This window comes from Frondihabitans peucedani (genome assembly GCF_039537585.1).
GTDB lineage: Bacteria > Actinomycetota > Actinomycetes > Actinomycetales > Microbacteriaceae > Frondihabitans > Frondihabitans peucedani.
The window spans coordinates 1-24,340 of the sequence record NZ_BAABAU010000001.1; the positions used below are offsets into that span (position 1 = coordinate 1).

Annotated in this window: 23 protein-coding genes, 1 tRNA gene, 1 rRNA gene and 1 pseudogene; 21 read left to right on the forward strand and 5 right to left on the reverse strand. The window is 70.8% G+C overall.

Annotated elements, in window-relative coordinates:
• Positions 1 to 238 precede the first annotated feature (238 nt).
• The 10 genes from rrf to xerD all read left to right on the forward strand — a co-directional run bounded on the left by rrf (position 239) and on the right by xerD (position 10,132).
• Positions 239 to 355, forward strand: a 5S ribosomal RNA gene (rrf, locus tag ABD733_RS00005).
• A gap of 895 nt (positions 356 to 1,250) precedes the next feature.
• A complete protein-coding gene (locus tag ABD733_RS00010) occupies positions 1,251 to 2,054 on the forward strand; it encodes a hypothetical protein (RefSeq protein ID WP_344792994.1) in 804 nt (267 codons plus the stop codon).
• Positions 2,002 to 3,048, forward strand: coding sequence for an HAD-IIA family hydrolase (locus ABD733_RS00015; RefSeq protein WP_344792995.1), 1,047 nt, complete (start codon positions 2,002 to 2,004; stop codon positions 3,046 to 3,048). The genes ABD733_RS00010 and ABD733_RS00015 overlap by 53 nt, the downstream gene beginning before the upstream one ends.
• A gap of 63 nt (positions 3,049 to 3,111) precedes the next feature.
• Positions 3,112 to 3,258: a hypothetical protein gene (locus ABD733_RS00020; RefSeq protein WP_344792996.1), complete on the forward strand. Its 147-nt coding sequence runs from the start codon at positions 3,112 to 3,114 to the stop codon at positions 3,256 to 3,258.
• Positions 3,258 to 4,076: a TlyA family RNA methyltransferase gene (locus ABD733_RS00025; RefSeq protein ID WP_344792997.1), complete on the forward strand. Its 819-nt coding sequence runs from the start codon at positions 3,258 to 3,260 to the stop codon at positions 4,074 to 4,076. The genes ABD733_RS00020 and ABD733_RS00025 overlap by 1 nt, the downstream gene beginning before the upstream one ends.
• A gap of 46 nt (positions 4,077 to 4,122) precedes the next feature.
• Positions 4,123 to 5,049 (forward strand): NAD kinase, encoded by a 927-nt coding sequence (locus ABD733_RS00030; RefSeq protein WP_344792998.1) that lies wholly within the window; start codon positions 4,123 to 4,125, stop codon positions 5,047 to 5,049.
• Positions 5,050 to 5,056: 7 nt separating this feature from the next.
• Entirely contained in the window at positions 5,057 to 6,775 is a 1,719-nt protein-coding gene (gene recN / locus ABD733_RS00035; protein ID WP_344792999.1) for a DNA repair protein RecN, read from the forward strand.
• A 23-nt stretch (positions 6,776 to 6,798) separates the two neighbouring features.
• Positions 6,799 to 8,544, forward strand: a complete 1,746-nt coding sequence (gene pyrG, locus ABD733_RS00040) for a CTP synthase (RefSeq protein WP_344793000.1) — start codon at positions 6,799 to 6,801, stop codon at positions 8,542 to 8,544.
• Positions 8,534 to 9,130, forward strand: a complete 597-nt coding sequence (locus ABD733_RS00045; protein ID WP_344793001.1) for an NUDIX domain-containing protein — start codon at positions 8,534 to 8,536, stop codon at positions 9,128 to 9,130. The genes pyrG and ABD733_RS00045 overlap by 11 nt, the downstream gene beginning before the upstream one ends.
• Before the next feature lie 36 nt (positions 9,131 to 9,166).
• A complete protein-coding gene (gene xerD / locus ABD733_RS00050; RefSeq protein WP_344793002.1) occupies positions 9,167 to 10,132 on the forward strand; it encodes a site-specific tyrosine recombinase XerD in 966 nt (321 codons plus the stop codon).
• 29 nt (positions 10,133 to 10,161) lie between these two features.
• Here xerD and ABD733_RS00055 read toward each other — a convergent pair whose 3' ends face one another.
• Entirely contained in the window at positions 10,162 to 10,365 is a 204-nt protein-coding gene (locus ABD733_RS00055; protein ID WP_344793003.1) for a hypothetical protein, read from the reverse strand.
• Positions 10,362 to 10,904 (reverse strand): hypothetical protein, encoded by a 543-nt coding sequence (locus tag ABD733_RS00060; protein WP_344793004.1) that lies wholly within the window; start codon positions 10,902 to 10,904, stop codon positions 10,362 to 10,364. Before ABD733_RS00060 ends, ABD733_RS00055 begins: the two co-directional genes overlap by 4 nt.
• Positions 10,905 to 11,310: 406 nt before the next feature.
• Between ABD733_RS00060 and ABD733_RS00065 the strand changes: the two genes are divergently transcribed.
• From ABD733_RS00065 to ABD733_RS00100, 8 genes and pseudogenes are all read left to right on the forward strand, one after another.
• Positions 11,311 to 12,174: a ParA family protein gene (locus ABD733_RS00065; RefSeq protein ID WP_344795925.1), complete on the forward strand. Its 864-nt coding sequence runs from the start codon at positions 11,311 to 11,313 to the stop codon at positions 12,172 to 12,174.
• A complete protein-coding gene (locus tag ABD733_RS00070; RefSeq protein ID WP_425552846.1) occupies positions 12,158 to 13,012 on the forward strand; it encodes a segregation and condensation protein A in 855 nt (284 codons plus the stop codon). Before ABD733_RS00065 ends, ABD733_RS00070 begins: the two co-directional genes overlap by 17 nt.
• Positions 13,013 to 13,058: 46 nt before the next feature.
• The gene (scpB, locus tag ABD733_RS00075) at positions 13,059 to 13,640 is read left to right on the forward strand and encodes an SMC-Scp complex subunit ScpB (protein WP_344795929.1); all 582 of its coding nucleotides are present in this window, start codon (positions 13,059 to 13,061) and stop codon (positions 13,638 to 13,640) included.
• Positions 13,627 to 14,421, forward strand: a pseudogene (locus ABD733_RS00080) (pseudouridine synthase); the annotation flags it as partial. The gene scpB and the pseudogene ABD733_RS00080, both read left to right, overlap by 14 nt.
• 368 nt (positions 14,422 to 14,789) lie before the next feature.
• Complete coding sequence (locus tag ABD733_RS00085) at positions 14,790 to 15,896, forward strand: prephenate dehydrogenase (RefSeq protein ID WP_344793005.1); 1,107 nt, start codon at positions 14,790 to 14,792, stop codon at positions 15,894 to 15,896.
• 18 nt (positions 15,897 to 15,914) lie between these two features.
• Positions 15,915 to 16,703, forward strand: a complete 789-nt coding sequence (cmk, locus tag ABD733_RS00090) for a (d)CMP kinase (protein WP_344793006.1) — start codon at positions 15,915 to 15,917, stop codon at positions 16,701 to 16,703.
• An 87-nt stretch (positions 16,704 to 16,790) separates the two neighbouring features.
• The gene (gene der / locus ABD733_RS00095; RefSeq protein ID WP_344795931.1) at positions 16,791 to 18,260 is read left to right on the forward strand and encodes a ribosome biogenesis GTPase Der; all 1,470 of its coding nucleotides are present in this window, start codon (positions 16,791 to 16,793) and stop codon (positions 18,258 to 18,260) included.
• Between the two features lie 131 nt (positions 18,261 to 18,391).
• The gene (locus tag ABD733_RS00100) at positions 18,392 to 18,934 is read left to right on the forward strand and encodes a hypothetical protein (RefSeq protein WP_344793007.1); all 543 of its coding nucleotides are present in this window, start codon (positions 18,392 to 18,394) and stop codon (positions 18,932 to 18,934) included.
• A 19-nt stretch (positions 18,935 to 18,953) separates the two neighbouring features.
• On the opposite strand, the gene ABD733_RS00105 is transcribed toward ABD733_RS00100, so the two are convergent.
• Positions 18,954 to 19,409: a winged helix-turn-helix transcriptional regulator gene (locus tag ABD733_RS00105; protein WP_344793008.1), complete on the reverse strand. Its 456-nt coding sequence runs from the start codon at positions 19,407 to 19,409 to the stop codon at positions 18,954 to 18,956.
• Positions 19,410 to 19,462: 53 nt separating this feature from the next.
• Between ABD733_RS00105 and ABD733_RS00110 the strand changes: the two genes are divergently transcribed.
• Entirely contained in the window at positions 19,463 to 20,671 is a 1,209-nt protein-coding gene (locus ABD733_RS00110) for an MFS transporter (RefSeq protein ID WP_344793009.1), read from the forward strand.
• 91 nt (positions 20,672 to 20,762) lie between these two features.
• On the opposite strand, the gene ABD733_RS00115 is transcribed toward ABD733_RS00110, so the two are convergent.
• Positions 20,763 to 21,524: a dienelactone hydrolase family protein gene (locus ABD733_RS00115; protein WP_344793010.1), complete on the reverse strand. Its 762-nt coding sequence runs from the start codon at positions 21,522 to 21,524 to the stop codon at positions 20,763 to 20,765.
• Positions 21,525 to 21,589: 65 nt separating this feature from the next.
• On the opposite strand from ABD733_RS00115, the gene ABD733_RS00120 reads away from it, so the two are divergent.
• Positions 21,590 to 23,536, forward strand: coding sequence for a primary-amine oxidase (locus ABD733_RS00120; protein ID WP_344793011.1), 1,947 nt, complete (start codon positions 21,590 to 21,592; stop codon positions 23,534 to 23,536).
• Positions 23,537 to 23,707: 171 nt separating this feature from the next.
• Here ABD733_RS00120 and ABD733_RS00125 read toward each other — a convergent pair whose 3' ends face one another.
• A complete protein-coding gene (locus ABD733_RS00125) occupies positions 23,708 to 24,085 on the reverse strand; it encodes a hypothetical protein (RefSeq protein ID WP_344793012.1) in 378 nt (125 codons plus the stop codon).
• A 160-nt stretch (positions 24,086 to 24,245) separates the two neighbouring features.
• On the opposite strand from ABD733_RS00125, the gene ABD733_RS00130 reads away from it, so the two are divergent.
• Positions 24,246 to 24,322: transfer RNA gene (locus tag ABD733_RS00130), tRNA-Pro, on the forward strand.
• The last annotated feature ends 18 nt before the right edge of the window (positions 24,323 to 24,340 follow it).

The following is a 24,340-nucleotide window of genomic DNA, read 5'->3' on the forward strand; positions in this document are numbered from 1 at the left end:
AGGACTAACGACTCGTGGAGCTGACCGGTACTAATAAGCCGATAACTTGACAACACCCCAACCATCACGTCCTGTGTGGTTGGCAGTGATGCTTGCGTCCACTCTGTGGTTCCCGAAACACGGTCGACACGATCTGTTTCGCGGAACAAACAACTGAATAGCTGTGCCGATGAGGCACAGGCTACGATTCACCAGACTTCACGCCGGACCCTCTTGGGGTTACGTCGTGACCTAGTGTTTCGGCGGCCATAGCGAGAGGGAAACGCCCGGTTACATTCCGAACCCGGAAGCTAAGACTCTCAGCGCCGATGGTACTGCAAGGGGGACCTTGTGGGAGAGTAGGACACCGCCGGACTCAACTTCAAGAAACACCAAGAAAGCCACCTCAGTGAGGTGGCTTTCTTGCGTTAACGCTCTCTGCCTCGATCCTGCGCTCGCCTGTTAGGCTGGCTGCACAACACCACAGCAGGCCCCCTTGCGGGTGAGCGTCGCCTTCGGCGGCTCTGGCTCCCCGCGATTCTCGGCACCCCCGTCTTTGAAGACAGACCTCTAGAAGGAGCACCCCAGTGAGCGATCGCGACGACGACCAGCAGAAGCGTCCGCGACGCGACGGTGACTCCCGGGGTTCGGGTGACGACAGGAGGGCCGGCGGAGGCGGGCGTCGCCCGGAAGGCGGTTCCGGAGCGGGGCGATCCGGCGACCGTCCCTGGTCGGGCGGCCGTCCGTCGGGGGGTCGTTCTGGTGACCGTCCCACGGGTCGTCCCGGGGGAGACCGCTCGGGCCGTCCCGATGCAGGCAAGCAGCAGGGCGATCGTCCCCAGGGTGACCGCTCGTGGAGCCCGCGGCCGCCTCGAGGCGGGTCCGATCGTCCGCAGCGCTCCTGGCAGGATCGCGCCGGCCAAGATCGCCCCGGAGCAGGCCGTCCTGCAGCCGGTCGCCCCACGGGTGACCGGAACGACTCTCGGCGTCCGCCGAGAGGAGACGGTCCCGCCGGCGCGGAGAGGCCGTACCGCGGCGACCGTGCGTCGGGAGGCCGGCCCGGTGGCGATCGTCCGACCGGTGGCCGTCCGACCGGTGGCCGTCCGACCGGTGGCCGTCCGACCGGTGGCCGTCCGGACCGCCCCGGGACCGACCGTGGAAGCCGTTCCGGCCGCGACTCTCGCGACGGCGGTGGTCAGTGGGAGGACCGCGATCCGCTGGGCCTGCGCTCTGTCCGTCCCCGCCAGTTCGAGCCTCACCTCCCCGACGAGGTGGAGCCGCGCCAGCTCGACAAGATCGCCCGTGCCGAGCTGAAGACGCTCAGCAAGGAGAACGCCGACTTCGTCGCTCGCCACCTCGTGATGGCCGCCGAGCTGATCGACGAGGATCCTCAGCTGGCGCACCAGCACGCGCAGGCCGCCGGACGTCGGGCCGGACGCATCGCGGTCGTCCGCGAGACGATCGCCATCACGGCGTACGCCCTCGAGGACTACGCACTGACGCTCCGCGAGCTCCGCACCTACCGCCGCATCTCCGGTCGGAACGACCAGCTGCCGCTCATGGTGGACAGCGAGCGGGGACTGGGCCGAGCCGACCGCGCCCTCGAGCTCGGGCGGTCCGTCGATCCTGCGACCCTCGACGTCCCGGTCCGGGTCGGCCTCGCCATCGCGATCTCGGGCGCTCGCCTCGACCTCGGCCAGACCGACGCCGCGCTCCGCGAGCTCGAGATCCCGCAGCTCGACCGGACGAGGGCGTTCAGCTACAGCCCCGACCTGTTCGACGCGTACGCCACCGTGCTCGAGGAGCTCGGTCGCGAGAAGGAAGCCGCGGAGTGGTACCGCCTGGCGCGTCGCGCTCGCGCCGCGCTCAACACGCTGGACATCGAGGAGGACCGTGAGACTGTCGAGATCGTGGAAGAGGAAGTCGAAGGATTCGGAGGAGACGACCTCTCCCCGGACGAGGAGCTCGCAGCGGGAGGAGTCGACGTCGAGCCCGCTGACGCCAGCGAGTCCGCAGCCGACGATGTCAAGCCCGCAGCAGACGACAGCGGAGAAGACGACGCGCCCCGCGACTGAGTCGCGCGTGCCGCTCGACGGGGTGGACGTGATCCTGGCCGACCTCGACGGTGTCGTGTACACCGGCCGCAACGCGATCCCGCACGCCGTGGAGAGCCTCAATGCCGCTGCGGCGACCCGTCGGATCGGCTACATCACCAACAACGCCTCGCGGACGGCCGAGACCGTCGCCGCCCAGCTGAGCGGCTTCGGCCTCTCCGTCACGGGCGACGACGTCGTCACGAGCCCGCAGGCGGCGGTCCGGCTGCTCGCGACCGTCGTCGATGCCGGCTCGACCGTGCTGGTCGTCGGCGGCGAGGGTCTCACGAGCGTCGTCGAGGCCGCCGGCTTCCGGGTGACCCGTTCGGCGGACGACCACCCCGCCGCCGTCATCCAGGGGTTCGCCCCCGAGGTGGCGTGGACCGATCTCGCCGAGGCGTCGTTCGCACTGGCCGCCGACATCCCGTGGATCGCCACGAACCAGGACTGGACGATCCCGCAGGAGCGCGGCATCGCACCCGGCAACGGCACCCTCGTCTCCGCGGTGCACACGGCGGTTGGCAGGCTCCCGCTCGTGGCAGGCAAGCCCGAGAAGGCCATCTTCGACGCCGCCCTCGAGCAATTCGGCGCCTCGTCGCCGCTGTTCATCGGCGACCGCCTCGACACCGACATCATCGGGGCCAACAAGGCCGGCATCCCGTCGGTGCTGGTACTGACCGGTATCGACCAGGCCAAGCAGGTGCTGGCGGCCCCCGAGGGGTCGCGGCCCGACTTCATCCTGGGCGATCTCCGCGGTCTCGACGAGGTCTACCCGGCGACGGTCGAGTCGCAGGATGCACGGGGCGCGCGGATCTTCACGGTCGGCGACGCGGCGGTGTCTCTCCACGGCAACGTGGTGAAGGTCGTCGAGGAGGGCTCGTCGCGCGTGGATCTGCTCCGCGCCGGAGCCGCTGCGGTGTGGGGGAGCGGCCTCATGATCTACGGCCTGGTCGTCGATCCTGCCCTCTACGAGTAGTCGCCGGCCGGCTGTGGAGAGCCTGCGGGCCGTGTCGGCGGCAACGGTTAGGGTGGACCGATCATGAGCGAAGAGAACGACGACAGGGCCGGCCTCATCTCGCGGCTGACGGTCATCGACCAGCAGCCGCTGCAGCAGCGCGCCGCCGCGTTCGTGCAGATCCACGACGAGTTGCGGTCGGTGCTCGACAGCGACGCGTCGAAGCGTTGATGACGGCCGACCTCCCCGATCCGACGGAGCGCCTCGACATCGCTCTCACCACCCGCGGGCTCGCGAGGTCGCGCACCCACGCGCACCGGCTCCTCGCCGACGGCCTCGTGACGGTCGACGGCCGGGCAGTGCTCAAGGCGTCGGCGCCTGTGCGGAGCGCTCAGACCCTGGAGGTGGCGGGGCTCGACCACTACGTGAGCCGCGCCGCGCACAAGCTCCTCGGGGCGCTCGACGCCTTCGGCATCGACCCGGGCGGGCGCGCCGCCCTCGACGTCGGCGCCTCGACCGGCGGCTTCACCCAGGTGCTGCTCGAGCGGGGAGCCCGGTCGGTCGTCGCCCTCGACGTGGGGCACGGCCAGCTGGTGCCGAGGCTCCGCGGCGACGACCGCGTGACCGTCGTCGAGGGCGCCAACGCCAGGTACCTGACTCGCGACGACCTCCTGGGCTACGGACCGGCCGCGGACGGCATCGACCTCGTCGTCGGCGACCTGTCGTTCATCTCGCTGACGATGATCCTGCCCGCGCTGGTGTCGTCGGTCGGTGCCGACGCCGACTACGTCCTGCTCGTCAAGCCGCAGTTCGAGGTCGGGCGCCAGGGCATCCGCGAGGGCATCGTGCACGACGCGGGGCTCCGCTCCGACGCGGTGCAGCGCGTGCTCTGGGCCGCGCACGACCTCGGGCTCGGCACGGTAGGCGTCGTGCCGTCGTCGATCGTCGGCACGAACGGGAACCGCGAGTACTGCGTCCACCTGGCGATCCGCGGCGGCGTGAATCCGACAGAATGGATCACGCGAGTCGACGAGATGACGAGAGGGTGAGCATCATCCGAAACCACACCGTTCCTGCCTCCGGGGCAGGCCTCCGATGAGCGCCGCCCGCCACATCCTGATCGTCTCGCACACCGGCAGGCGCGACTCCATCGACGCCGCCCTCGAGGTCTGCAGCCTCCTGGCCGCGGTCGATCTCGTGCCGGTCCTGCCGCCCGACGAGTTCGACGACATCAAGACCGCCGAGCCGACCTTCGAGGGCGTCGACGTGCTCGGCGACACCATCAAGATCGACGACATCGAGTCGGTGATCGTGCTCGGCGGCGACGGCACGATCCTGCGCGCCGCCGAACTCGCCCGCGGCACCCGCGCGCCGATCATCGGCGTGAACCTCGGGCACGTCGGCTTCCTCGCCGAGAGCGAGCGCGACGACCTCTACGACACGGTGCAGCGCGTGCTGTCGTTCGACTACGAGGTCGAGGAGCGCTTCGCCCTCCAGGTCGCCGTGCTCGTCGACGGCAAGAAGGTATACGAGACCTGGGCCCTGAACGAGGCGACGGTCGAGAAGGCCTCGCGCGAGCGCATGCTCGAGGTCGTCATCGAGGTCGACGGGCGGCCGCTGTCGTCGTTCGGCTGCGACGGCGTCGTCATGTCGACCCCGACCGGGTCGACGGCCTACAACTTCTCGGCCGGCGGGCCCGTCGTCTGGCCCGAGGTCGAGGCCATGATCCTGGTGCCGCTCAGCGCCCACGCGCTGTTCGCCCGACCGCTGGTCGTCGGGCCGTCGTCGTCGTTCGCCGTCGAGGTCCTGAGCCGCACCGACGGCTCCGGCGTCCTCTGGTGCGACGGGAGGCGCGCGCACACCCTCGAGCCCGGCGCCCGGGTCGTCGCCCGGCGCTCGCCGCAGGCCGTCCGGCTGGCCCGCCTCCGCCGCGCTCCGTTCACCGACCGGCTCGTGGCGAAGTTCCACCTGCCGGTCACCGGCTGGCGGGGGCCGCAGGGCCCCCGCACCGACGCGCTGTGAGTCGCGCGTGATCGAGGACATCGCGATCCGCGACCTCGGCGTCATCGGTCAGGCGACCCTGGCGCTCGGTCCCGGATTCACGGCCGTCACGGGCGAGACGGGCGCCGGCAAGACCATGGTCGTCTCCGCTCTCGGGCTCCTGCTGGGGCAGAGGGCCGACGGCGGCGCCGTCCGGTCGGGCAGCAGGCAGGCTGTCGTCGACGGCCGCTGGACGGTGCCCGACGACGGCCCGGTGGCCGAGCGGGTCCGCGACGCCGGCGGCGACGTCGAAGACGGCGAACTGCTCCTGAGCAGGATCGTCTCGGCGGAAGGACGCAGTCGGGCCGTCGTGGGAGGGCGCTCGGCTCCGAACGGCGTCCTCGGCGACCTCGCCGACCACCTGGTCGTCGTCCACGGACAGTCGGAGCAGATCCGCCTGAAGTCGGCGTCCGCGCAGCGCGCCGCAGTCGACGCGCACGGCGGTGCCCCGCTCGCGGCAGCCCTCGCCGCCTATCGGGAGTCGTACGAGGCCTGGAAGACGGCCGAGCGCGAGCTCGCCGAGATCACCGGCGACCGCGACGCCCGGGCGGCCGAGGCGGAGCGCCTGCGGGTCGCCATCGACGAGATCGAGGCGCTGGCCCCGGTGGCGGGTGAAGACGTCGAGCTCGACGCCACGGCCGAGCGCCTCAGCAACGCCGAAGACCTCCGGCTGGCCGCCGGCCTCGCGCACGAGGTCCTGTCGACCGACGCCGTCGACGGCACCCGCGACGTCCTGTCGCTCGTCGACGAGGCCCGTCGCCAGATCGAGCGCGTGGCCCAGCACGACCCCGACCTCAGCGCCATCGGCGACCTCCTCGCCGAGGTGAGCGTGCAGGTGTCCGAGACGAGCTCTCGGCTCTCGAGCTACCTGTCGTCGCTCGACGCCGACGTGTCGCGCGAGCTCGAGACCGTCCAGGAGCGCCGCGCAGCCCTCGGCGCACTCGTCCGCAAACACGGGCCCACCCTCGACGACGCGATCGCCCTGCTCGACACCGGCTCGGCCCGCCTCATGGAGCTCGACGGCGACGACGACCGCGTCGAGACCCTCGCCGCCGAGGCGGAACGTCACCACGAGGAGGCCCTGGCGCGGGCTGCGGCGCTCACCGATCTCCGCCGCGCGTCCGGTGACGACCTGGCCCGGCGCGTCTCCGACGAGCTCGAGGCGCTCGCCATGGCGGGCGCACGCCTGGTCGTCCGGGTCGCACCGCGCGACGACCTCGGCACGTCGGGTGGCGACACGGTCGAACTCCTCCTGCAGCCGCACTCCGGCAGCGAGCCGCGCGCGCTCGGCCGGGGCGCGTCGGGCGGCGAGCTCTCCCGCGTCATGCTCGCGATCGAGGTCGTCATGGCGGCCTCGAGCGACGTGCCGACGTTCGTGTTCGACGAGGTCGACGCCGGCGTCGGGGGCTCCGCCGCGATCGAGATCGGTCGGCGCCTCGCGATCCTGGCCGAGCGGGCGCAGGTGATCGTCGTCACGCACCTCGCTCAGGTGGCCGCCTTCGCGACCAACCACCTGCGCGTCGTGAAAGACGCCTCGGGCGCGGTGACGGCCTCGAGCGTCCAGCAGCTCACCGGCGAGGAGCGCGTCGCCGAGATGGCGAGGCTCCTCTCGGGGCTGCCCGACAGCGAGAGCGGGCTCGAGCACGCGAGGGAGCTCCTGGAGCTCGCCGCGACACGCGCGGGCGCGCCCGCCGATACACGGTTGTAACGCCAGGCGCTTCGGCGCGAACGATGAGTGACGTAGGATGGAAGCCCGTGGTGGTCAATCAGAACTCGGTCCAGGACGGCGGTGCGGGCTCCTCGGGGGCCCCCAAGACGACGAAGCACATCTTCGTCACCGGCGGCGTCGTCTCCTCTCTCGGCAAGGGCCTCACGGCCGCCAGCCTCGGCAACCTCCTCACGGCCCGCGGTCTCCGCGTCGTGATGCAGAAGCTCGACCCGTACCTCAACGTCGACCCGGGCACGATGAACCCGTTCCAGCACGGCGAGGTGTTCGTCACCGACGACGGCGCCGAGACCGACCTCGACATCGGGCACTACGAGCGGTTCCTCGACATCAACCTCAACCAGGGTGCGAACGTCACGACCGGGCAGATCTACTCGACGGTCATCGCCAAGGAGCGCCGCGGCGAGTACCTCGGCGACACCGTCCAGGTGATCCCGCACATCACCGACGAGATCAAGCGGCGCATGCGCCTGCAGGCCTCCGACGAGCCCCAGCCCGACGTCATCATCACCGAGGTCGGCGGCACGGTCGGCGACATCGAGAGCCAGCCGTTCCTCGAGTCGGCCCGCCAGGTGCGCCACGAGCTCGGCCGCAAGAACGTCTTCTTCGTCCACGTCTCGCTCGTGCCGTTCATGGGCGCCTCCGGCGAGCAGAAGACGAAGCCCACCCAGCACTCGGTCGCGGCCCTCCGCGCAATCGGCATCCAGCCCGACGCCCTCGTCCTCCGGAGCGACCGGCCCGTCACCGAGTCGAACCGCCGCAAGATCGCGCTGATGTGCGACGTCGACGAAGACGCCGTGGTCAACGCCCGGGACGTGCCGAGCATCTACGAGATCCCGGCCATGCTCAACGAGCAGGGCCTCGACGCGTACATCATCGCCCACCTGGGTCTCGACAAGGCGGGAGCCGTCGACTGGACCGGGTGGAACCCGATCCTGAGCGCGGTCCACGAGCCCAAGCACGAGGTGACCATCGGCCTCGTCGGCAAGTACATCGACCTGCCCGACGCCTACCTCAGCGTCACCGAGGCCCTGAAGGCCGGCGGATTCGCGCAGCAGACCAAGGTGTCGCTCCGCTGGATCCCGTCTGACGACTGCGAGACCCCCGAGGGCGCTGCGAAGGCGCTCGCCGACGTCGACGGCATCTGCGTGCCGGGCGGTTTCGGAATCCGCGGCATCGAGGGCAAGCTCGGCGCGCTCCGGTTCGCGCGCGAGAACGGCGTGCCGACCCTGGGCCTCTGCCTCGGCCTCCAGTGCATGGTCATCGAGTACGCCCGGCACAAGGTGGGCCTCCTCAGCGCGTCGTCGTCGGAGTTCGACCCCGACACCGAGTACCCCGTCATCGCGACGATGGCCGAGCAGGTCGACATCCTCGCCGGCGGCGACCTCGGCGGCACCATGCGCCTCGGCCTCTACCCGGCAGCACTCCTCGAGGGCTCGCTCGCGGCCGAGGTCTACGGCTCCGAGCTCGTCGAGGAGCGCCACCGCCACCGCTACGAGGTCAACAATCACTACCGCGAGCAGATCGCCGACGCCGGGCTCGTCTTCTCCGGCACCTCGCCCGACGGCACCCTCGTCGAGTACGTCGAGCTCGACCGCGCCGAGCACCCGTACTACATCGGCACGCAGGCGCACCCCGAGCTGCGCTCGCGCCCGAACAACGCCCACCCGCTGTTCGCCGGGCTCGTCACCGCCGCCCTCGAGCGTCAGAACTCGACGCGCCTGTTCGAGGTGGCGGACAGTGCCCGCTGACGCCGTCGTGCCGGCTGAAGCGCAGGATCTCCTGCAGGACGACGACTTCGACGTCGAGATCACGTCGTCCGAGACCGTCTACCGCGGCGCCGTCTGGAACATCAAGCGTGAGGAGTTCCGCTACGGCGACTCCACGATCGCGCGGGAGTTCGTCGATCACACGGGAGCCGTGGCGGTGCTCGTGCAAGACGACGAGGGCCGGATCCTGCTCATCAAGCAGTACCGGCACCCCGTCCACTCGCGCGACTGGGAGCTCCCGGCGGGGCTCCTCGATGTCGACGGCGAGCCGCCGCTGGAGGCCGCGAAGCGCGAGCTCGGCGAGGAGGCCGACCTGGAGGCGTCCAAGTGGCAGCCGCTCGTCGCCTTCAACTCGACGCCCGGCGGCAGCAACGAGCGGCTCTTCGTCTTCCACGCCACGGGTGTGACGGACACCGAGAGCGCGTTCGAGCGGGAGGCCGAGGAGGCCGACATAGAGAAGCGCTGGGTCGCGCTCGACGAGGTCGTCTTGGGCGTCCTCGAGGGGCGGCTGCACAACTCGATCCTGTCGATCTCGGCGCTGGCGCTCCACGCCAAGCTCGGTCGCTGACGCTCCAGAAGGCCCGTACGGCCTAGCCTCGTCAGCATGACCTCGATGGCCGACGCCGTGAGCCGGTACCTCCGGCACGTGACCGTCGAGCGCGGGCTCTCCCCGCACACGGTGGCGGCGTACCGGCGCGACCTGGCGCTGTACGCTCTGTTCCTCGACGAGCGGGGGGTGCAGGATCCTGCGCGCGTCACCAGCGCGGACGTCGCGGAGTTCCCGACGCACCTGGCCACCCGGCAGACGCCGCTCGGAGCCTCCTCGATCGCGCGGGTCGTGTCGAGCGTGAAGGGCTTCCACCGGTTCGTCGCCGAGGAGGGCCTCGTCGACGACGACGTGACCACGACCACGCGACCGCCGAAGCTGCCCGCCCGACTGCCCAAGGCCATCTCGGTCGCCGAGGTGGAGGCCCTCCTCGGAGCGACGGACGGCGACGAGCCGACGCGGCTGCGCGACAAGGCGCTGCTCGAGCTCCTCTACGCGACCGGAGCCCGGGTGTCGGAGGCCGTGGCCCTGAACGTCGACGACGTGATCGAGGGCGACGTGGTGCGCCTGTTCGGCAAGGGCAGCAAGCAGCGGATCGTGCCGCTCGGGGGCTACGCGCGGAGGGCGATCGACGCGTACCTCGTGCGGGCCCGGCCGCTGTTCTCGGTGCGGGGGAGCGCGACGCCGGCGCTGTTCCTCGGGACGCGCGGGGCCAGGGTCTCGCGGCAGAACGCGTGGCTGATCATCCAGGGTGCGGCGTCGCGGGCGGGTCTCCCGATGGAGGTGTCGCCGCATACGCTCCGGCACTCGTTCGCGACGCACCTGCTCGAGGGCGGGGCCGACGTCCGCGTGGTGCAGGAGCTGCTCGGGCACGCATCGGTGGCCACGACGCAGATCTACACGCTCGTCACGGCCGACGCGCTCCGCGACGCCTACGGGCAGGCGCACCCGCGCGCCCGCTGGCGGCCGGGGGAGCGGGAGGCGCGTGCTGCTGCGGAGGAGCGTGCGTCCTCGCCGGCCTGAGCCGGCCGACGAGGACGCATCAAGCCACATCAGGTGCGGTTCCGACGCCTGTCTCGGTGGTAACGGATGTTCCCACCGACGTAGCAGACGGCGGGAAAGATCCACAGGGTGCGGACGATCGCAGTACCCCAGCTGAGGTCGTAGGGCGACGTGACCCAGTAGCCGGCGACCAGGACAGCGCCGGAGACGAGGACCGCGAACAACCGGCTGCGGAGCAGGGGACTCGTTCTCACACGCATTTCGGATTCTTCGCTCCGGTGTTCGTGATCCAGACCCTCAGCTGCTTGTTCTGCGAACAGGCGCCTCCGTTCGTCGCTCCTGCCGCAGTGACGACGATCATGATGGCGGTCACAACGCCGCACCCGATGCCGAGAGTCGGACCGCCGATCAGAACGCACAGGCCCGCGGTCATGGCCCACCCTCCGCCGCCGATGATCGCCTGCTGATCGATCGTGTTGAACTGAACGTACGCACCGTTGTTGTCCCGGCCCGCGCTGAGTCGACTCGTCTTCCTTGAAGGCTCGACGAGATCGAGAGTCACGCCACGGCCGAGATCTACTGTGCTCGTGAGGTCGCCCGAGGATGAGACGAGCTGTTTCTGGACGATGCCGGCCTGCTGGAATTCCGCTACCGCCTCGTGGATCTGCTCCGGCGTGAAGTCGAGCGTCGGCGATGACGCCGGAGGAGCAGAGACGGTGGCGTGAGCAGGCACCGCAACGATCATGCTCCCGAGAACAAAACAGGCCAGAGCGAGTGTCGTGATTTTCTTCATTTTCTCGCCTTTCAGGAGAAAGGCCCCTGCGGACCTCGAAGAGGCCGGCCACGACCAGGTCTACTCGACTTGTGGCCACCAGCACAAGACATGTGTCATTTATCATGACCGACTGCAGGGTAAGGAGGCCAGGAAGCACGCTCATCTGGCCTGTGGGTGGCTCCTCATCCGTCGATGAGAACCTCGAGGTGCAGGCCGCGACGTCCGGAGGGACGGCGTAGCCGAGCGGCCAGAATCCGCCCCGGGGGCCGCGGCCGAGGGCGGATCGTGGCCGCTCGGCGTCCGGAGCCGCGAGGAGGAACGGAAAGAGGAAGCGCCGGGGGAGTGCCCGAGGCCGACACGCGAGCGCCGGTACGATAGCGGGGTGAGCACGACGCCGAACCCGAGCACCGACGACCGCGAGGCCGTGGCCGCGCCGGCCGTGGCCCCGCCGGCCCTGGGGCCGACCGGGCGACCCGTGACCGTGTTCCCCGTCCCTCGGGAGCTCGACGGGCACGGTCCTGCGCGGATCATCTCCCTGTGCAACCAAAAGGGCGGCGTCGGCAAGACGACCACGAGCATCAACCTCGGGGCGTCGCTGGCCGAGTACGGGCGCAAGGTCCTCGCCGTCGACTTCGACCCGCAGGGCGCCCTGAGCGCAGGCCTCGGCGTCCGGACGCACGACGTGCCCACCGTCTACGACCTCCTCATCGGCACCGTCAAAGACCCGCACGAGGTCATCCAGGGCACGAACGTGCCGGGCCTCGACGTGATCCCCGCCAACATCGACCTCTCGGCCGCCGAGGTCCACCTCGTCAACGAGGTCGCCCGCGAGCAGATCCTGGCGCGGGTGCTCCGCAAGGTGCGCGACGACTACGACGTGATCCTGGTCGACTGCCAGCCGTCGCTCGGCATCCTGACGGTCAACGCGCTGACGGCGGCGCACGGCGTCCTGATCCCGCTCGAGTGCGAGTTCTTCGCGCTCCGCGGCGTGGCCCTCCTCGTCGAGACGATCGACAAGGTGCGCGACCGCCTCAACGAGGACATCCAGCTCGACGGCATCCTGCCGACCATGTACGACTCCCGCACGCTGCACAGCCGCGAGGTGCTCGAGCGCGTCGTCGACGCGTTCGGCGACAGCGTGCTGCAGACGGTCATCACGCGCACGGTGAAATTCCCCGACGCCTCCGTCGCGGCCGCGCCGATCAACCAGTTCGCGCCGTCGCACCCGGCCGCCGAGGCCTACCGCCAGCTGGCGAGAGAGCTGATCGCCCGTGGCGCCGCAGCCTGAGGCGACCACGCACGCCGACCTGGTCGACCCCTCGGCCGACGTCGAGGCGGCCACCGACACCGACTTCCGCGTCAGCCTGAGCAACTTCTCCGGCCCGTTCGACCTCCTCCTCTCGCTCATCACGAAGCGCGAGATGGACATCACCGAGATCGCCCTGAGCGCCGTCACCGACGAGTTCCTCTCCTACCTCCGCGGACTCGACACCGGCGAGGAGCTCGACAAGGCGAGCGAGTTCCTGGTGGTCGCGGCGACCCTCCTCGACCTCAAGGTCGCCGGCCTCCTGCCGCAGGGCGAGCTCGTCGACGCCGAGGACGTCGCGCTCCTCGAGGCCCGCGACCTCCTGTTCGCCCGCCTCCTCCAGTACCGCGCCTTCAAGCAGGCCGCCGACTGGTTCGCCACGCGCGGCGTGGCCGAGGGCGAGCGGCACGCGCGGAGCGTCCGCCTCGAGCAGAAGTTCCGCGTCTCCACTCCCGAGCTCGTCTGGACGCTGTCGCCCGACGACTTCGCCGCGCTCGCCGCGATGGCGATGACGCCCCGCGAGGTCCCGACCGTCGGGCTCGATCACCTGCACGCCCCGCTCGTGAGCATCCGCGAGCAGGCGGCGATCGTCGTGGCGATGCTGCGGCGGGGCGCCGTCCTGAGCTTCCGAGAGCTGATCGACGGGATCGACGTCAAGGGCGTCGTCGTGGCGAGGTTCCTCGCGATCCTGGAGCTCTACCGGCACGCCTCGCTGAGCTTCGAGCAGGTCGAGCCGCTCGGCGAGCTCACCATCCGCTGGACCGCCGAGCACTGGACCGAAGAGAACCTCGCGAACCTGGGGGCCGACTATGACGGCTGAGACCGACGGCGTCGAGACGAACGGGCCGGACATCGCGCAGGCCGAGATGCCCGCACCCGGTGTCCCGCTCGCCCGCACCCTCGAGGCGATCCTGATGGTCGCCGACGAGCCGCAGAGCCTCGTCGCGCTCGCCACCGCCGTCGGGGCTCCCGTGCCCGCCGTCCGTCGGGCGGTCGAGACGCTCGTCGCCGACTTCGACGGGGTCGACCGCGGCGACGGACAGCCGGGCGTGCGACGCGGCTTCGAGCTCCGCGAGGTCGGCGGCGGCTGGCGCTTCTACGTGCGCGAGGAGTTCGACCCGATCGTCCGCGACTTCGTCCTCACGCAGAACCCGACCCGGCTCTCGCAGGCGGCCCTCGAGACCCTCGCGGTCATCGCCTACAAGCAGCCGATCACCCGCGGTGCGATCGCGCAGATCCGGGCCGTGAACGTCGACAGCGTGGTCCGCACGCTCCTCGGCCGCGGCCTGATCACCGAGTCGTTCACCGACGCCGAGACCGGCGCGATCAACTACGAGACGACCGAGCTGCTGTTGACGCACCTCGGCATCAACTCCCTCGACGAGCTGCCGCTGATCTCGCCGCTGCTCGCCGACGGCACAGGAGGCTTCGGCGATGGCAGCGAGTGACGACGACCGGCAGAGCGTGCGAGCGCAGGATCACGAGGCGGCCCCCCAGGGCGAGCGCCTCCAGAAGGTCATGGCGGCGGCCGGCATCGCGAGCCGCCGCGTCTCCGAAGACCTGATCGCGGCGGGCCGCGTGACGGTCAACGGCGAGGTCGTCCGGGAGCCCGGGCGTCGGGTCGATCCTGCGGTGGACCGCGTCGTGGTCGACGGGCAGGCGGTCCAGCTCGACCCGTCGAGGCGCTACCTCATGCTCAACAAGCCCGTCGGCGTGGTGTCGTCGCTCCGAGACGAGCGCGGCCGGCCCGACCTGACCGAGTTCACCAGGCACTACGAGGAGCGGCTGTTCAACGTCGGCCGACTCGACGCCGAGACGAGCGGCCTCCTGATCCTGACGAACGACGGCGAGCTGGCGCACGTGCTCGCGCACCCGTCGTTCGGTGTCCTGAAGACGTACATCGCCAAGGTCGAGGGCTCCATCACGCCCGCGACCATCAAGAGGCTGATCGCCGGCATCGAGCTCGACGACGGCGAGATCCACGCCGACTCGGCGCGCATCGTCGACCGCGGCACCGGCAAGGCGTCGGGCACGAGCATCGTCGAGATCACGCTGCACTCGGGGCGCAACCGGATCGTCCGCCGCATGCTCGACGCGGTCGGACACCCCGTGATCGATCTGGTCCGTCGCCAGTTCGGGCCGCTGAACCTCGGAAGCCTCCGGATCGGCGAGGTCCGCGACCTCACCCGCGACGAGCTCGGCGAGATCCTCACCATCGCGCGCGATGCCGGGCTCGGCCGGGTGGAGGTCACCGCGGCGGTCCAGGATTCTCAAGACGAGTCGGGTGTGGAGCTCGTCGCGGACGTCGAGGACGACGTGGCGGAGTCCGACAAGGAGTACTACGACGAGGACGACGAGGAGTTCGAGCCCGAGCGCGACGCGCGCGACGAGAGCCGCCGCGGGCAGATGCCCGGCCAGGGCGACGACCGTGGTGCGCAGGATCGCCGCGTGCCGAAGAAGCAGTACGACAGCAACGGCGACCGCCGGGTCGCGCTCAACGGCGACGTGACCGGAGGCCGCGCGCCCAAGGCCGGAGCCCCGAGTCGGCGCTCGCAGGTGCGGAAGCAGCAGGACGAGCGCCGGCGAGGCGGGCAGCGATGACCTCCGCGGATCCTGCGCCGAAGCGGACCGCCGGTACCGTCCGCGTCGTCGGCTCCGGTCTCCTCGGGGCGAGCATCGGGCTCGGTCTCCGAGCACAGGGCGTCGACGTGGTGCTCGACGACGTGTCGCCGGCCGCACGCGACCTCGCCGTCGACTACGGCGCCGGGCGAGCCGCGGCCAAAGGCGACGACCCGCGGCTCATCGTCGTGTGCGTGCCGCCGGACGTCACCGCGCAGGTCGTCGAGCGCGAGCTCCGGTCGTATCCGGAGGCCCTGGTGACCGACGTCGCGAGCGTCAAGGTGGCCCCTCTGCGCGAGCTCGAGCGCCGCGGCGCCGACGTGTCGCGCTACATCGGCTCTCACCCGATGGCCGGCCGGGAGCGCGGCGGCCCCCTCTCCGCGCGCGCCGACCTCTTCATCGGGCGCCCCTGGGTCGTCGCCGGCCACGACGGCATCTCGTACCGGGCTGCCGCGGCCCTCGAAGACCTCATCCTCGACCTCGGCGCGACACCCGTCGAGATGACGCCGGAGTCGCACGACGCGGGAGTCGCCGTCGTGTCGCACACGCCGCAGGTCGTCGCGTCGCTCATGGCCGCCCGGCTCCGCGACGCCCCCGACGCCTCGCTCGGCCTCGCCGGCCAGGGCGTCCGCGACGTCACCAGGATCGCCGCCAGCGACCCGGGCCTGTGGGTCCAGATCCTCGGCGCGAACGCCTCGACCGTCGTCGAGGTGCTGCGCGACCTCCGCACCGACCTCGACCGCGTCATCGACGCGCTTGAAGCCCCGACGGAGCCCGGCGCCCTCCGCGCGATCGCCGAGAGCATCGGCGCGGGGAACGCCGGCGTCGCCCGGCTCCCCGGCAAGCACGGCCAGTCGAAGACGTTCCGGCAGGTCGTCGTCTTGGTGGACGACACCCCCGGCCAGCTCGGCCTCCTCCTCACCGAGATGGGCGAGATCGGCGTGAACCTCGAAGACCTCCGCCTCGAGCACTCGCCGGGCGCGCAGTTCGGCCTCGCCGAGGTGAGCGTCGTCCCCGAGCACGAGGAGCGCCTCATCGAGGAGCTCGTGCGCCGCGGCTGGAACGTCGCCGCAGCAGACCACTGACCCCACCGCAGGAGAGCAATGACGAACGACCCGACCCCCTCCCTCCCCGGCGTCCCCGACTCGTCGGAGGGTCTCGCCGCCTGGAAGGACGACCTCCTCGAGCGGTACCGCGACAGCGACCTCTACACGCCCGTCGTCGTCGCCGTCGACGGTCCGGCCGGCAGCGGGAAGTCGAGCGTCAGCCGCGCCGCCGCCCGTGCGCTCGGCTTCGACTACCAGGACACCGGGGCGGCGTACCGCGCGTTCGCCCTCCACGCGGTGCAGTCGGGCGTCGACCTCGACGACGCCGCGGCCGTGATCGCCGCTCTGCCCGCGTTCGACTACGAGATCGGCACCGACCCCGACGAGACCTTCGTCCGAGTCGACGGCCGCGACGTCACCGACGAGATCCGCACCCCCCGCGTGACCTCGTCGGTGGCGCACGTCTCGAAGCTCCCGGAGGTCCGGCAGCACCTCGTCGACCTCTTCCGCAGGATCATCCAGGGCACCTCGAAGCCGGGCATCGTGACGGAGGGCCGCGACATCACGACCGTCGTCGCGCCGGATGCCCAGGTGCGCATCCTGCTGACGGCGTCCGAAGAGGTTAGAATGGCCAGGCGTTCCGCGGAGGTCACGGGGCAGAGTGCCGAAGAAACTGCCAGGCAGCTGTCGAGACGAGACCAGCAGGACAGCAGAGTGGTCGACTTCATGACTGCCGCCGAAGGCGTCACGACTCTCGACTCCACTCACCTCGACTTCGATCAGACGGTTCAGGCCGTCGTCGAGCTCGTGCGTTCCACCGCCACCGCGCCCGTCGCGAACGGCTGAGGGCGCCGAGCACCAACACCCAAGGAGCCACCCGTGGCAAGCGATACAGCATCGTCGAAGGACGACTTCCCCGAGTTCGACGACTCGATGGCCGACCGCCTGGCGACCCTCGACGACGTCGACGCCGAGCAGCGCGCCTCCGCCCTCAAGCAGGGCCTCGGCGACTACGAGCTCGACGACGAGGACCTCGACGTCCTCGAGTCCGGCGACTGGGACCCGAACGCGATCACCTACGCACCGGCCCTGCCGGTGCTCGCGATCGTCGGGCGCCCGAACGTCGGCAAGTCGCAGCTCGTCAACCGCATCATCGGCCGCCGCGAGGCCGTCGTCGAAGACAAGCCGGGCGTCACGCGCGACCGCGTCTCGTACAAGGCCGAGTGGGCCGGGCGCCGCTACACGATCGTCGACACCGGCGGGTGGGAGCCCGACGCCATCGGCATCGACGCCTCCGTCGCCATGCAGGCCGAGATCGCCGTCGACCTCGCCGACGCCGTGCTCTTCGTCGTCGACGTGAACGTGGGCGCGACCTCCACCGACGAGCACGTCGTCCGCATGCTCCGCGCCACGCACAAGCCCGTGCTGCTCGTCGCCAACAAGACCGACGACGACCGCAAGGCGATCGAGGCGACCGAGCTCTGGAGCCTCGGCCTCGGCGAGCCGTTCCCCGTCTCCGCCCTCCACGGCCGCGGCGTCGCCGACCTGCTCGACAAGGCGATGACCATGCTCCCGGCCGTCTCCACGGTAGCGAAGGAGGAGATCGGCGGGCCCCGCCGCGTCGCGATCCTGGGTCGCCCGAACGTCGGCAAGTCGTCGCTCCTCAACCGGGCCGCCGGCGAAGAGCGCGTCGTCGTCAACGAGATCGCCGGCACGACCCGCGACCCGGTCGACGAACAGGTCGAGATCGGCGGTCGCATCTGGACCTTCGTCGACACCGCCGGCATCCGCAAGCGCGTCCACCTCCAGCAGGGCGCCGACTTCTACGCGTCGCTCCGCACCTCGGCAGCCCTCGAGAAGGCGGAGGTCGCCGTCGTCGTCCTCGACGTCACCGAGCAGATCTCGACGCAGGATCTCCGCATCATCGACCTCGTCCTCGAGTCCGGGCGCGCGCTCGTGCTCGCCTTCAACAAGTGGGACCTCCTCGACGACGACCGCCGCCGCTACCTCGAGCGCGAGATCGACCAGGATCTCGACCACGTCTCGTGGGCGCCGCGCGTCAACATCTCGGCCAAGACCGGCCGCCACCTCGAGAAGCTCGTGCCGGCGCTCGAGCTCGCCCTCGAGTCGTGGGACACCCGCATCCCCACCGGCAAGTTCAACGCCTTGCTCGCCGAGCTCACCCAGGAGCACCCGCACCCGGTGCGCGGCGGCAAGCAGCCCCGCATCCTGTTCGGCACCCAGGCCGCGAACCGGCCGCCGACGTTCGTGCTCTTCACGACCGGGTTCCTCGACCCGCAGTACCGCAGGTTCATCACCCGGCGCCTGCGCGAGATCTTCGGGTTCGAGGGCACGCCGATCACGGTCAACATGCGCGTGCGCGAGAAGCGCAAGCGGGCCTAACCCCGTCGGCGCCACAGGACGGCAGCGACACCGGTCCGCGGACTGGCGCCGCTGCCGTCCTGCGGCGCCGTTTTCGGTACCGCTGCCGGCACAGCCTCGTCCGCCTCGCGGCGTGCGAGAATGCCTAGGCCATGACCGCATCGACGCCGCCGCCCGGAACCCTCGGCGCCCTCGTCGACGCCCTGTTCCAGACCTTCCGCGTCGACCGGCTCGCCGGCGGGCGGCAGCACGCTGTCGTCGTCCGCGAGGACATGCGGGAGCACCCGCGCACGGTCCGGGCGTTCCAGCGCATCCGCTGGCTGCTGGTCGGCGAGACGGTGGTCGGGCTGACGGCCGTGGTGATCGCGATCCTGCTGGCCGCCGACGGCGTCGCCGTTCCGTGGGCCGTGTGGTTCCGGTCGACGGTGGTGCTGCTCATCACCCTGTCGCTCTACGTGTTCGCCTGGCGCGCGCAGCTCGGCTACTACTGGGCGTTCGCCCGGCTGCGGCTCTTCTCGAGGATCTTCCCGCTCGTGACGATCGTCGTCGCCAGCCTGCCCGGGCTCTACCCGTTCTGGATGGTCGTCGAGCAGTGGGTGTTCTCGGGGCTCATGGTCGGGATCGCCGTGGTGCTGTCGAGCGGGCACCTGCGGGAGGCGTTCCCGGTGCCGGCGCGACGTGGTCGCACGGGCTGACGCCGCGGTCTGACCGGGGCTACGCGGGCTGCTCGGAGCGGGTGACCCGCAGCGCGCCGGGCGCCACCTCGCGGCCGTCGGGGGCGAGGAACGCGAGGCGGACGGGCGCGCCGGAGTCGGGGTCGGTGAACGTGATGCGGGATCCTGCATCGACGGGCCGGTGCTCGAGGCCCCAGCTCCCGAGCGCCGAGAGCACCGGAGCGAGGGCACGGCCGGCGTCGGTGAGGAGGTACTCCTCGCGCTCGCGCTCGCCGGGCTCGCGGTAGGTCTCGCGGGTCAGGACGCCGAAGTCGACCAGCGACGCCAGACGCGCCGCGAGGATGTCGGGGGAGACGCCGAGGTGCGAGCGGAACTCCGAGAAGCGCGTGCGGCCGAGCATCGCGTCGCGAACGATGAGCAGAGCCCAGCGCTCGCCGAGGACGTCGAGACTGCGGGCGATGCCGCAGGCGGGGTCGGGGCACGGACGCGATGGCATGACCCCATCCTACCTCAGTTGGACTTTCGTATCCAGGCTGCTAGGGTCGCCGCATGCCCGCACGCAACCGCCTCGCCTTCTGGACCTGCGCCGCCGTCCTCGCGCTCGCGCTCTGGACCAGCGGCGCGGCGACGCCGGTGTATCCGCTGTACTCGACCGACTGGCACCTGACGCCGCTGCTGACCACGTCGATCTTCGCGGTGTACCCGCTCGTGCTGGTCGTCGTCCTGCTCGTCTTCGGCGACCTCAGCGACTCCATCGGGCGGCGCGCGTCGATCCTGCTCGGCGTCGTCTCGTCGATCGTCGGCGTGCTGCTCTTCGCGGTGGCTCCCGACGTCGGCTGGGTGCTGGTCGGGCGCGCCTTCATGGGCCTCGGCGTCGGACTCTCGCTGAGCCCGGCGACGGCGAAGATGATCGACATCGCGGGCCCTGCCAACTCGGCGCGGACCGGGGCGATCAGCACGGCGTCGACCGCGGTCGGGCTCGTCTTCGCGACCCTGCTCGGCGGCGCGCTCGTGCAGTACGCGCCGTTCCCGCTGCACCTGACCTACTGGGTGCTGCTGGCCGTCGAGGTCGTCGTGCTCGTGCTCGTCTGGCGGCTCGAGGGCGACCGCGACCCGTCGGCCAGGCGCTGGAGGCCGCGGGGCGTCTCGGTGCCGCGCTCCCTCTGGGGTGCGGTGGCGGCAGCGGCGGTCTGCATCAGCGCGTCGTACGCTCTCGGCGCCGTCGTGCTGTCGCTCGGCGCCTCGATCGGCAAGCAGCTCATCGGCAGCAGCAATGCCTTCGTCACCGGTGCCATCATCGCGCTGTCGATGGTCGTCATCGGCGTGGTCGCGCTCGCCTCGCGCAGAATCCCGCTCATCGTCGCCGTCCCCATCGCCTTCGGTGCGACCGCACTCGGCTTCGCAGCCCTCGTCCTCGCCGCCTCCCTGCAGTCGCTCGGCCTGTTCCTCGCCTTCTGCGTGCTCGCCGGGGTCGGCTACAGCCTCCTGTTCGCCGGCGGACTCCAGATCGTCGGCCGGTTCGCACCGGCACACCACCGCGCCGGCACCCTGTCGGCGGTGTACCTCGTCGCCTACCTGGTGCAGGGTGCCGCGGCGCTCTGGCTCGGGGCGGAGGCGACGGCGGGAGGACTGCAGCACGCCGTCGACGTCGGAGCGCCCGTGATCGTCGGGGTGGCGCTCCTCGCGCTGGTGGCCGTCGTGCTGCTGGCTCGACCGCGCCGCGGTGTGCCGGTCGTGACAGGGTCGACCGGCACCTGACCGGTCTCGCCACGACCCGGAGCCTGTTCAGTGCGGCGCAAGATCAGCGCCACGGAGGATCAGCGCCGCGCAGGATCAGTGCCGCGCAGGATCAGCGCGCGGCGTGCTCCTCGAGGAACGCCAGCGTCGTCCGCCAGGCCGACTCGGCGTACCCGGCGTCGTAGGCGTGCGGGTTCTGCTCGTTGAAGAACGCGTGGCCGGTGCCCTGGTAGACGACGGGCGCGAAGTCGACGCCGGCCGCCTCCATCGCCCGGGTGACCTCCGGGAGCGTCTCGATCAGCCGCTCGTCCTCGTCGCCGTAGAAGGCGAGGACCGGCGCCTCGATGCGCGGGAGGTCGGCCGTCTCGGGCGGTGCACCGTAGAACGGGACCGCCGCCTGCACGCGGCCGTCGGAGGCTGTGAGAGCGAAGCTGTAGCTGCCGCCGAAGCAGAAGCCGGTGACCGCGACGTGGCCCTGGCATCCTGCGCTGCTCTCGAGGTGGTCGACCACCTTCGACAGGGCGCCGACGGCCCAGGCGCCGAACTCCGGCGACCGCATCGGAGTCGATGCCTCGCGCATGCGGGTCTGGGCGTCGTTCTTCGCCTCCTCGTCGTCGCCGGCGCGGATCGCCATGAGCTCCTCGCCGAGGTCGGGCTGGATGCCGCCGCGGCTGAGGATGTCGGGCGCTGCGGCGACCCAGCCCTCGGCGGCGAAGCGGTCGGCGACCCCGCGGATCTGGTCGACGAGACCCCAGATCTCATGGATGACTACGAGGCCGCCCTTGACCTCGACCCCTTCGGGCGGTGAGGCGACGTAGACGTCGAAGGGTCCGTCGTGATCGAGCTGGAGGGTGACGCCGGTGGGTGCTGACATAAAGGCAGTCAATCACTCCGTTCCGGCAGTGCGGGGATGTCAGCGGCCACCACTACGGTCGTGACATGCCGACGCATCCCCTCGAGCCCCTGTCCGCCAGCGAGATCGGGCAGGTCTCCGCGATCCTGCGCCGCGACCGGTCGCTCGGCAGCACGTCGCGGTTCGTCTTCATCGAGACGTTCGACCCGCCGAAGGCCGACGTCGTCTCCTGGCAGCCCGGCGACGAGTGGGACCGCCAGGGGTTCGCGCTCATCCGCGAGACGTCCGAGCACAAGACGTACGAGGCCGTCGTGTCTCTCTCCGGCGACCGGGTGGTGAGCTTCGAGCACATCGAGGGCGTGCAGCCGCCCATCACGGTCGAGGAGTTCGACCTCTCGGAAGACCTCGTGCGGAAGGATCCGCGCTGGCAGGCGGCCATGCGCCTCCGCGGGGTCGACGACTTCGACAGCGCCATGATCGACAAGTGGTCGTCGGGCTACACCGGCCCGGGCGACGCTCCCGACCGGAGGCTTGCGAGGCTGCTGACCTTCGTGCGGATGGGCCAGTACGACAACGGCTACGCCCACCCCGTCGAGGGCCTCATCGTGACCATCGACATGGACACCTGGGAGGTCCTCGAGGTCACCGATCACGGCGTCGTCCCGCTGCCGCCGACCACCGGCAACTTCGAGGAGGGGCTCTGGTCGCTGCCGACGCAGTACCCTCCACAGACCGGTCCGCGCGAGCAGATGAAGCCGATCGAGATCTCGCAGCCGCAGGGCTCCAGCGTCGTGCTCGACGGGCACTCGCTGTCGTGGGGGCCGTGGCGCCTCCAGGTCGGGTACACGCCGAGGGAGGGCGTGATCCTGCAGGATGTCCGCTACCAGGACGGCGAGCGCCTGCGGCCGATCCTCTACCGCGGCTCCGTCTCCGAGATGTACGTGCCCTACGGCGATCCTGCGGCCACCCACTGGAACAAGAACGTCTTCGACGAGGGCGAGTACGGGCTCGGGGTGCTGGCGAACTCGCTGGAGCTCGGCTGCGACTGCGTGGGCGAGATCCTGTACCTCGACGCGGTCGTGAACGACCAGGAGGGCGCACCGGTCGTGATCCCGAACGGGATCTGTGTGCACGAGGAAGACGCGGGCATCGGCTGGAAGCACACCGAGTACCGCGACGGCCGCGGCGAGGTGCGCCGCAACCGGCGACTCGTCATCTCGTTCTTCGTCACCGTCGGCAACTACGACTACGGCTTCTACTGGAACATCCACCTCGACGGCTCCATCGAGCTCGAGGTCAAGCTGACCGGCATCATCTCCACCGGGGCGCTCCTGCCCGGCGCGGTCGCCCCCGGCGGCGAGCCGGGCTTCGGCACGCAGGTCGCCCCGCAGCTGTACGGGCCGCACCACCAGCACTTCTTCAGCGTGCGACTCGACATGCAGGTCGACGGCCAGCGCAACAGCATCGACGAGCTGAACTCGGCGGCCCTGCCGGCCGGGCCGGACAACCCGTGGGGGAGCGCCTGGCAGGTGCAGCGCACACGGCTCGAGTCGGAGGCGCAGGCCGCGCGCGACGCCTCGCCGTCGACCGCGCGGTCGTGGATCGTCACCTCGTCGGACACGGTCAACGGCGTGGGCGGTCGCCCCGGCTACCTGATCGAGCCCGGCGCTGCGGCACCGTTCTTCGCGATGCCTGGGTCGCAACAGTTCGAGCGCGGCCGCTTCGCCACGAAGCAGCTCTGGGTGACCGCGTTCTCGCCGCGCGAGCGCTACGCCGCCGGCGAGTACATCGCGCAGCAGCCCGACGACCAGGGCGTGTCGAAGTTCATCGCGGGAGACCGGCCGCTCGTCGACGCCGACCTCGTCTGCTGGTACACCGTCGGCGTGCACCACATCGTGCGGCCGGAGGACTGGCCCGTCATGCCCGTCGCTCGCGCCGGGTTCCACCTCAAGCCGGTCGGGTTCTTCGACGGCAACCCGATGCTCGACCTGCCGATGGAGCCGATGGGGGATCACTGCGCGCACCACGGGTGAGGTGGGCGTGCTCGGCGGGAGTTGGCGCCCTGCTGCAGCGGGGGAGGAGCGGGCGGCAGGGGAAGAGGAGTTTCGCGCTGTGGCTGCAGGCACAGAGGAGTCGGGCGTGATCCTGCGCAGTCACGGAGGAGTTCCTCCGTGTCGTTCCTCTGTGCGCTTCGCAACGGGGCGTCAGTCGACGCTCGAGGTCTCCGTGAGCGTGACGAGCGGCTTCGCGTCGCGGCTGAGCGCGATGGTCTTGCCGCCGTTGGAGAAGACCGCGGTGTACTTCGCCGAGTAGCCGCCCTGCGTGACCTGGAGCGTGTACGCCTGCTTGCCGCCCGCGGTCGTGGCCTTGCCGACGAGGTGGCACATGCCCGGCGCGGCGATGGGAGTGAAGGTCGTGCCGCGGTAGAGCAGGTTCGTGCAGTTGCCGTCGTCGCTGATCGTCTTGTTCGGGGTGCCGTCGGAGGCCTTCCAGACTCCGGCGATCTCGGGATACCCGCTCGTGCAGCCCGTCAGCAGCAGAGCGCAGGATGCCACGACCACCGTCGCCAGAACACGCTTCACCAGGTCAGCCTACGGCGGGCACCCCGGCCGTGGTCGGTCGCAGATCGTCTCTCGCTGGTTCGTCCCGGCCTTCGGAGTCGGGTATGCTGGTCAGGTTGCCTCGGTCGGGGCGACACCAAGATCAGCCGGCTCGCCGGTCGCAGCCTGGCTGCTCAGATCTCGGGCTGTGGCGCAGCTTGGTAGCGCACTTGACTGGGGGTCAAGGGGTCGCAGGTTCAAATCCTGTCAGCCCGACCACATCGTGAACGGTCGCCT

What these genes read in the sequence shown, in the direction of transcription:
- ABD733_RS00015 (WP_344792995.1), top strand. Translation starts at nt 2,002, where the DNA reads ATGTCAAGCCCGCAGCAGACGACAGCGGAGAAGACGACGCGCCCCGCG.
- ABD733_RS00020 (WP_344792996.1), top strand. Translation starts at nt 3,112, where the DNA reads ATGAGCGAAGAGAACGACGACAGGGCCGGCCTCATCTCGCGGCTGACG.
- ABD733_RS00025 (WP_344792997.1), top strand. Translation starts at nt 3,258, where the DNA reads ATGACGGCCGACCTCCCCGATCCGACGGAGCGCCTCGACATCGCTCTC.
- ABD733_RS00030 (WP_344792998.1), top strand. Translation starts at nt 4,123, where the DNA reads ATGAGCGCCGCCCGCCACATCCTGATCGTCTCGCACACCGGCAGGCGC.
- pyrG (WP_344793000.1), top strand. Translation starts at nt 6,799, where the DNA reads ATGAGTGACGTAGGATGGAAGCCCGTGGTGGTCAATCAGAACTCGGTC.
- xerD (WP_344793002.1), top strand. Translation starts at nt 9,167, where the DNA reads ATGACCTCGATGGCCGACGCCGTGAGCCGGTACCTCCGGCACGTGACC.
- ABD733_RS00060 (WP_344793004.1), bottom strand. Translation starts at nt 10,904, where the DNA reads ATGAAGAAAATCACGACACTCGCTCTGGCCTGTTTTGTTCTCGGGAGC.
- scpB (WP_344795929.1), top strand. Translation starts at nt 13,059, where the DNA reads ATGCCCGCACCCGGTGTCCCGCTCGCCCGCACCCTCGAGGCGATCCTG.
- ABD733_RS00085 (WP_344793005.1), top strand. Translation starts at nt 14,790, where the DNA reads ATGACCTCCGCGGATCCTGCGCCGAAGCGGACCGCCGGTACCGTCCGC.
- cmk (WP_344793006.1), top strand. Translation starts at nt 15,915, where the DNA reads ATGACGAACGACCCGACCCCCTCCCTCCCCGGCGTCCCCGACTCGTCG.
- der (WP_344795931.1), top strand. Translation starts at nt 16,791, where the DNA reads ATGGCCGACCGCCTGGCGACCCTCGACGACGTCGACGCCGAGCAGCGC.
- ABD733_RS00100 (WP_344793007.1), top strand. Translation starts at nt 18,392, where the DNA reads ATGACCGCATCGACGCCGCCGCCCGGAACCCTCGGCGCCCTCGTCGAC.
- ABD733_RS00105 (WP_344793008.1), bottom strand. Translation starts at nt 19,409, where the DNA reads ATGCCATCGCGTCCGTGCCCCGACCCCGCCTGCGGCATCGCCCGCAGT.
- ABD733_RS00110 (WP_344793009.1), top strand. Translation starts at nt 19,463, where the DNA reads ATGCCCGCACGCAACCGCCTCGCCTTCTGGACCTGCGCCGCCGTCCTC.
- ABD733_RS00115 (WP_344793010.1), bottom strand. Translation starts at nt 21,524, where the DNA reads ATGTCAGCACCCACCGGCGTCACCCTCCAGCTCGATCACGACGGACCC.
- ABD733_RS00120 (WP_344793011.1), top strand. Translation starts at nt 21,590, where the DNA reads ATGCCGACGCATCCCCTCGAGCCCCTGTCCGCCAGCGAGATCGGGCAG.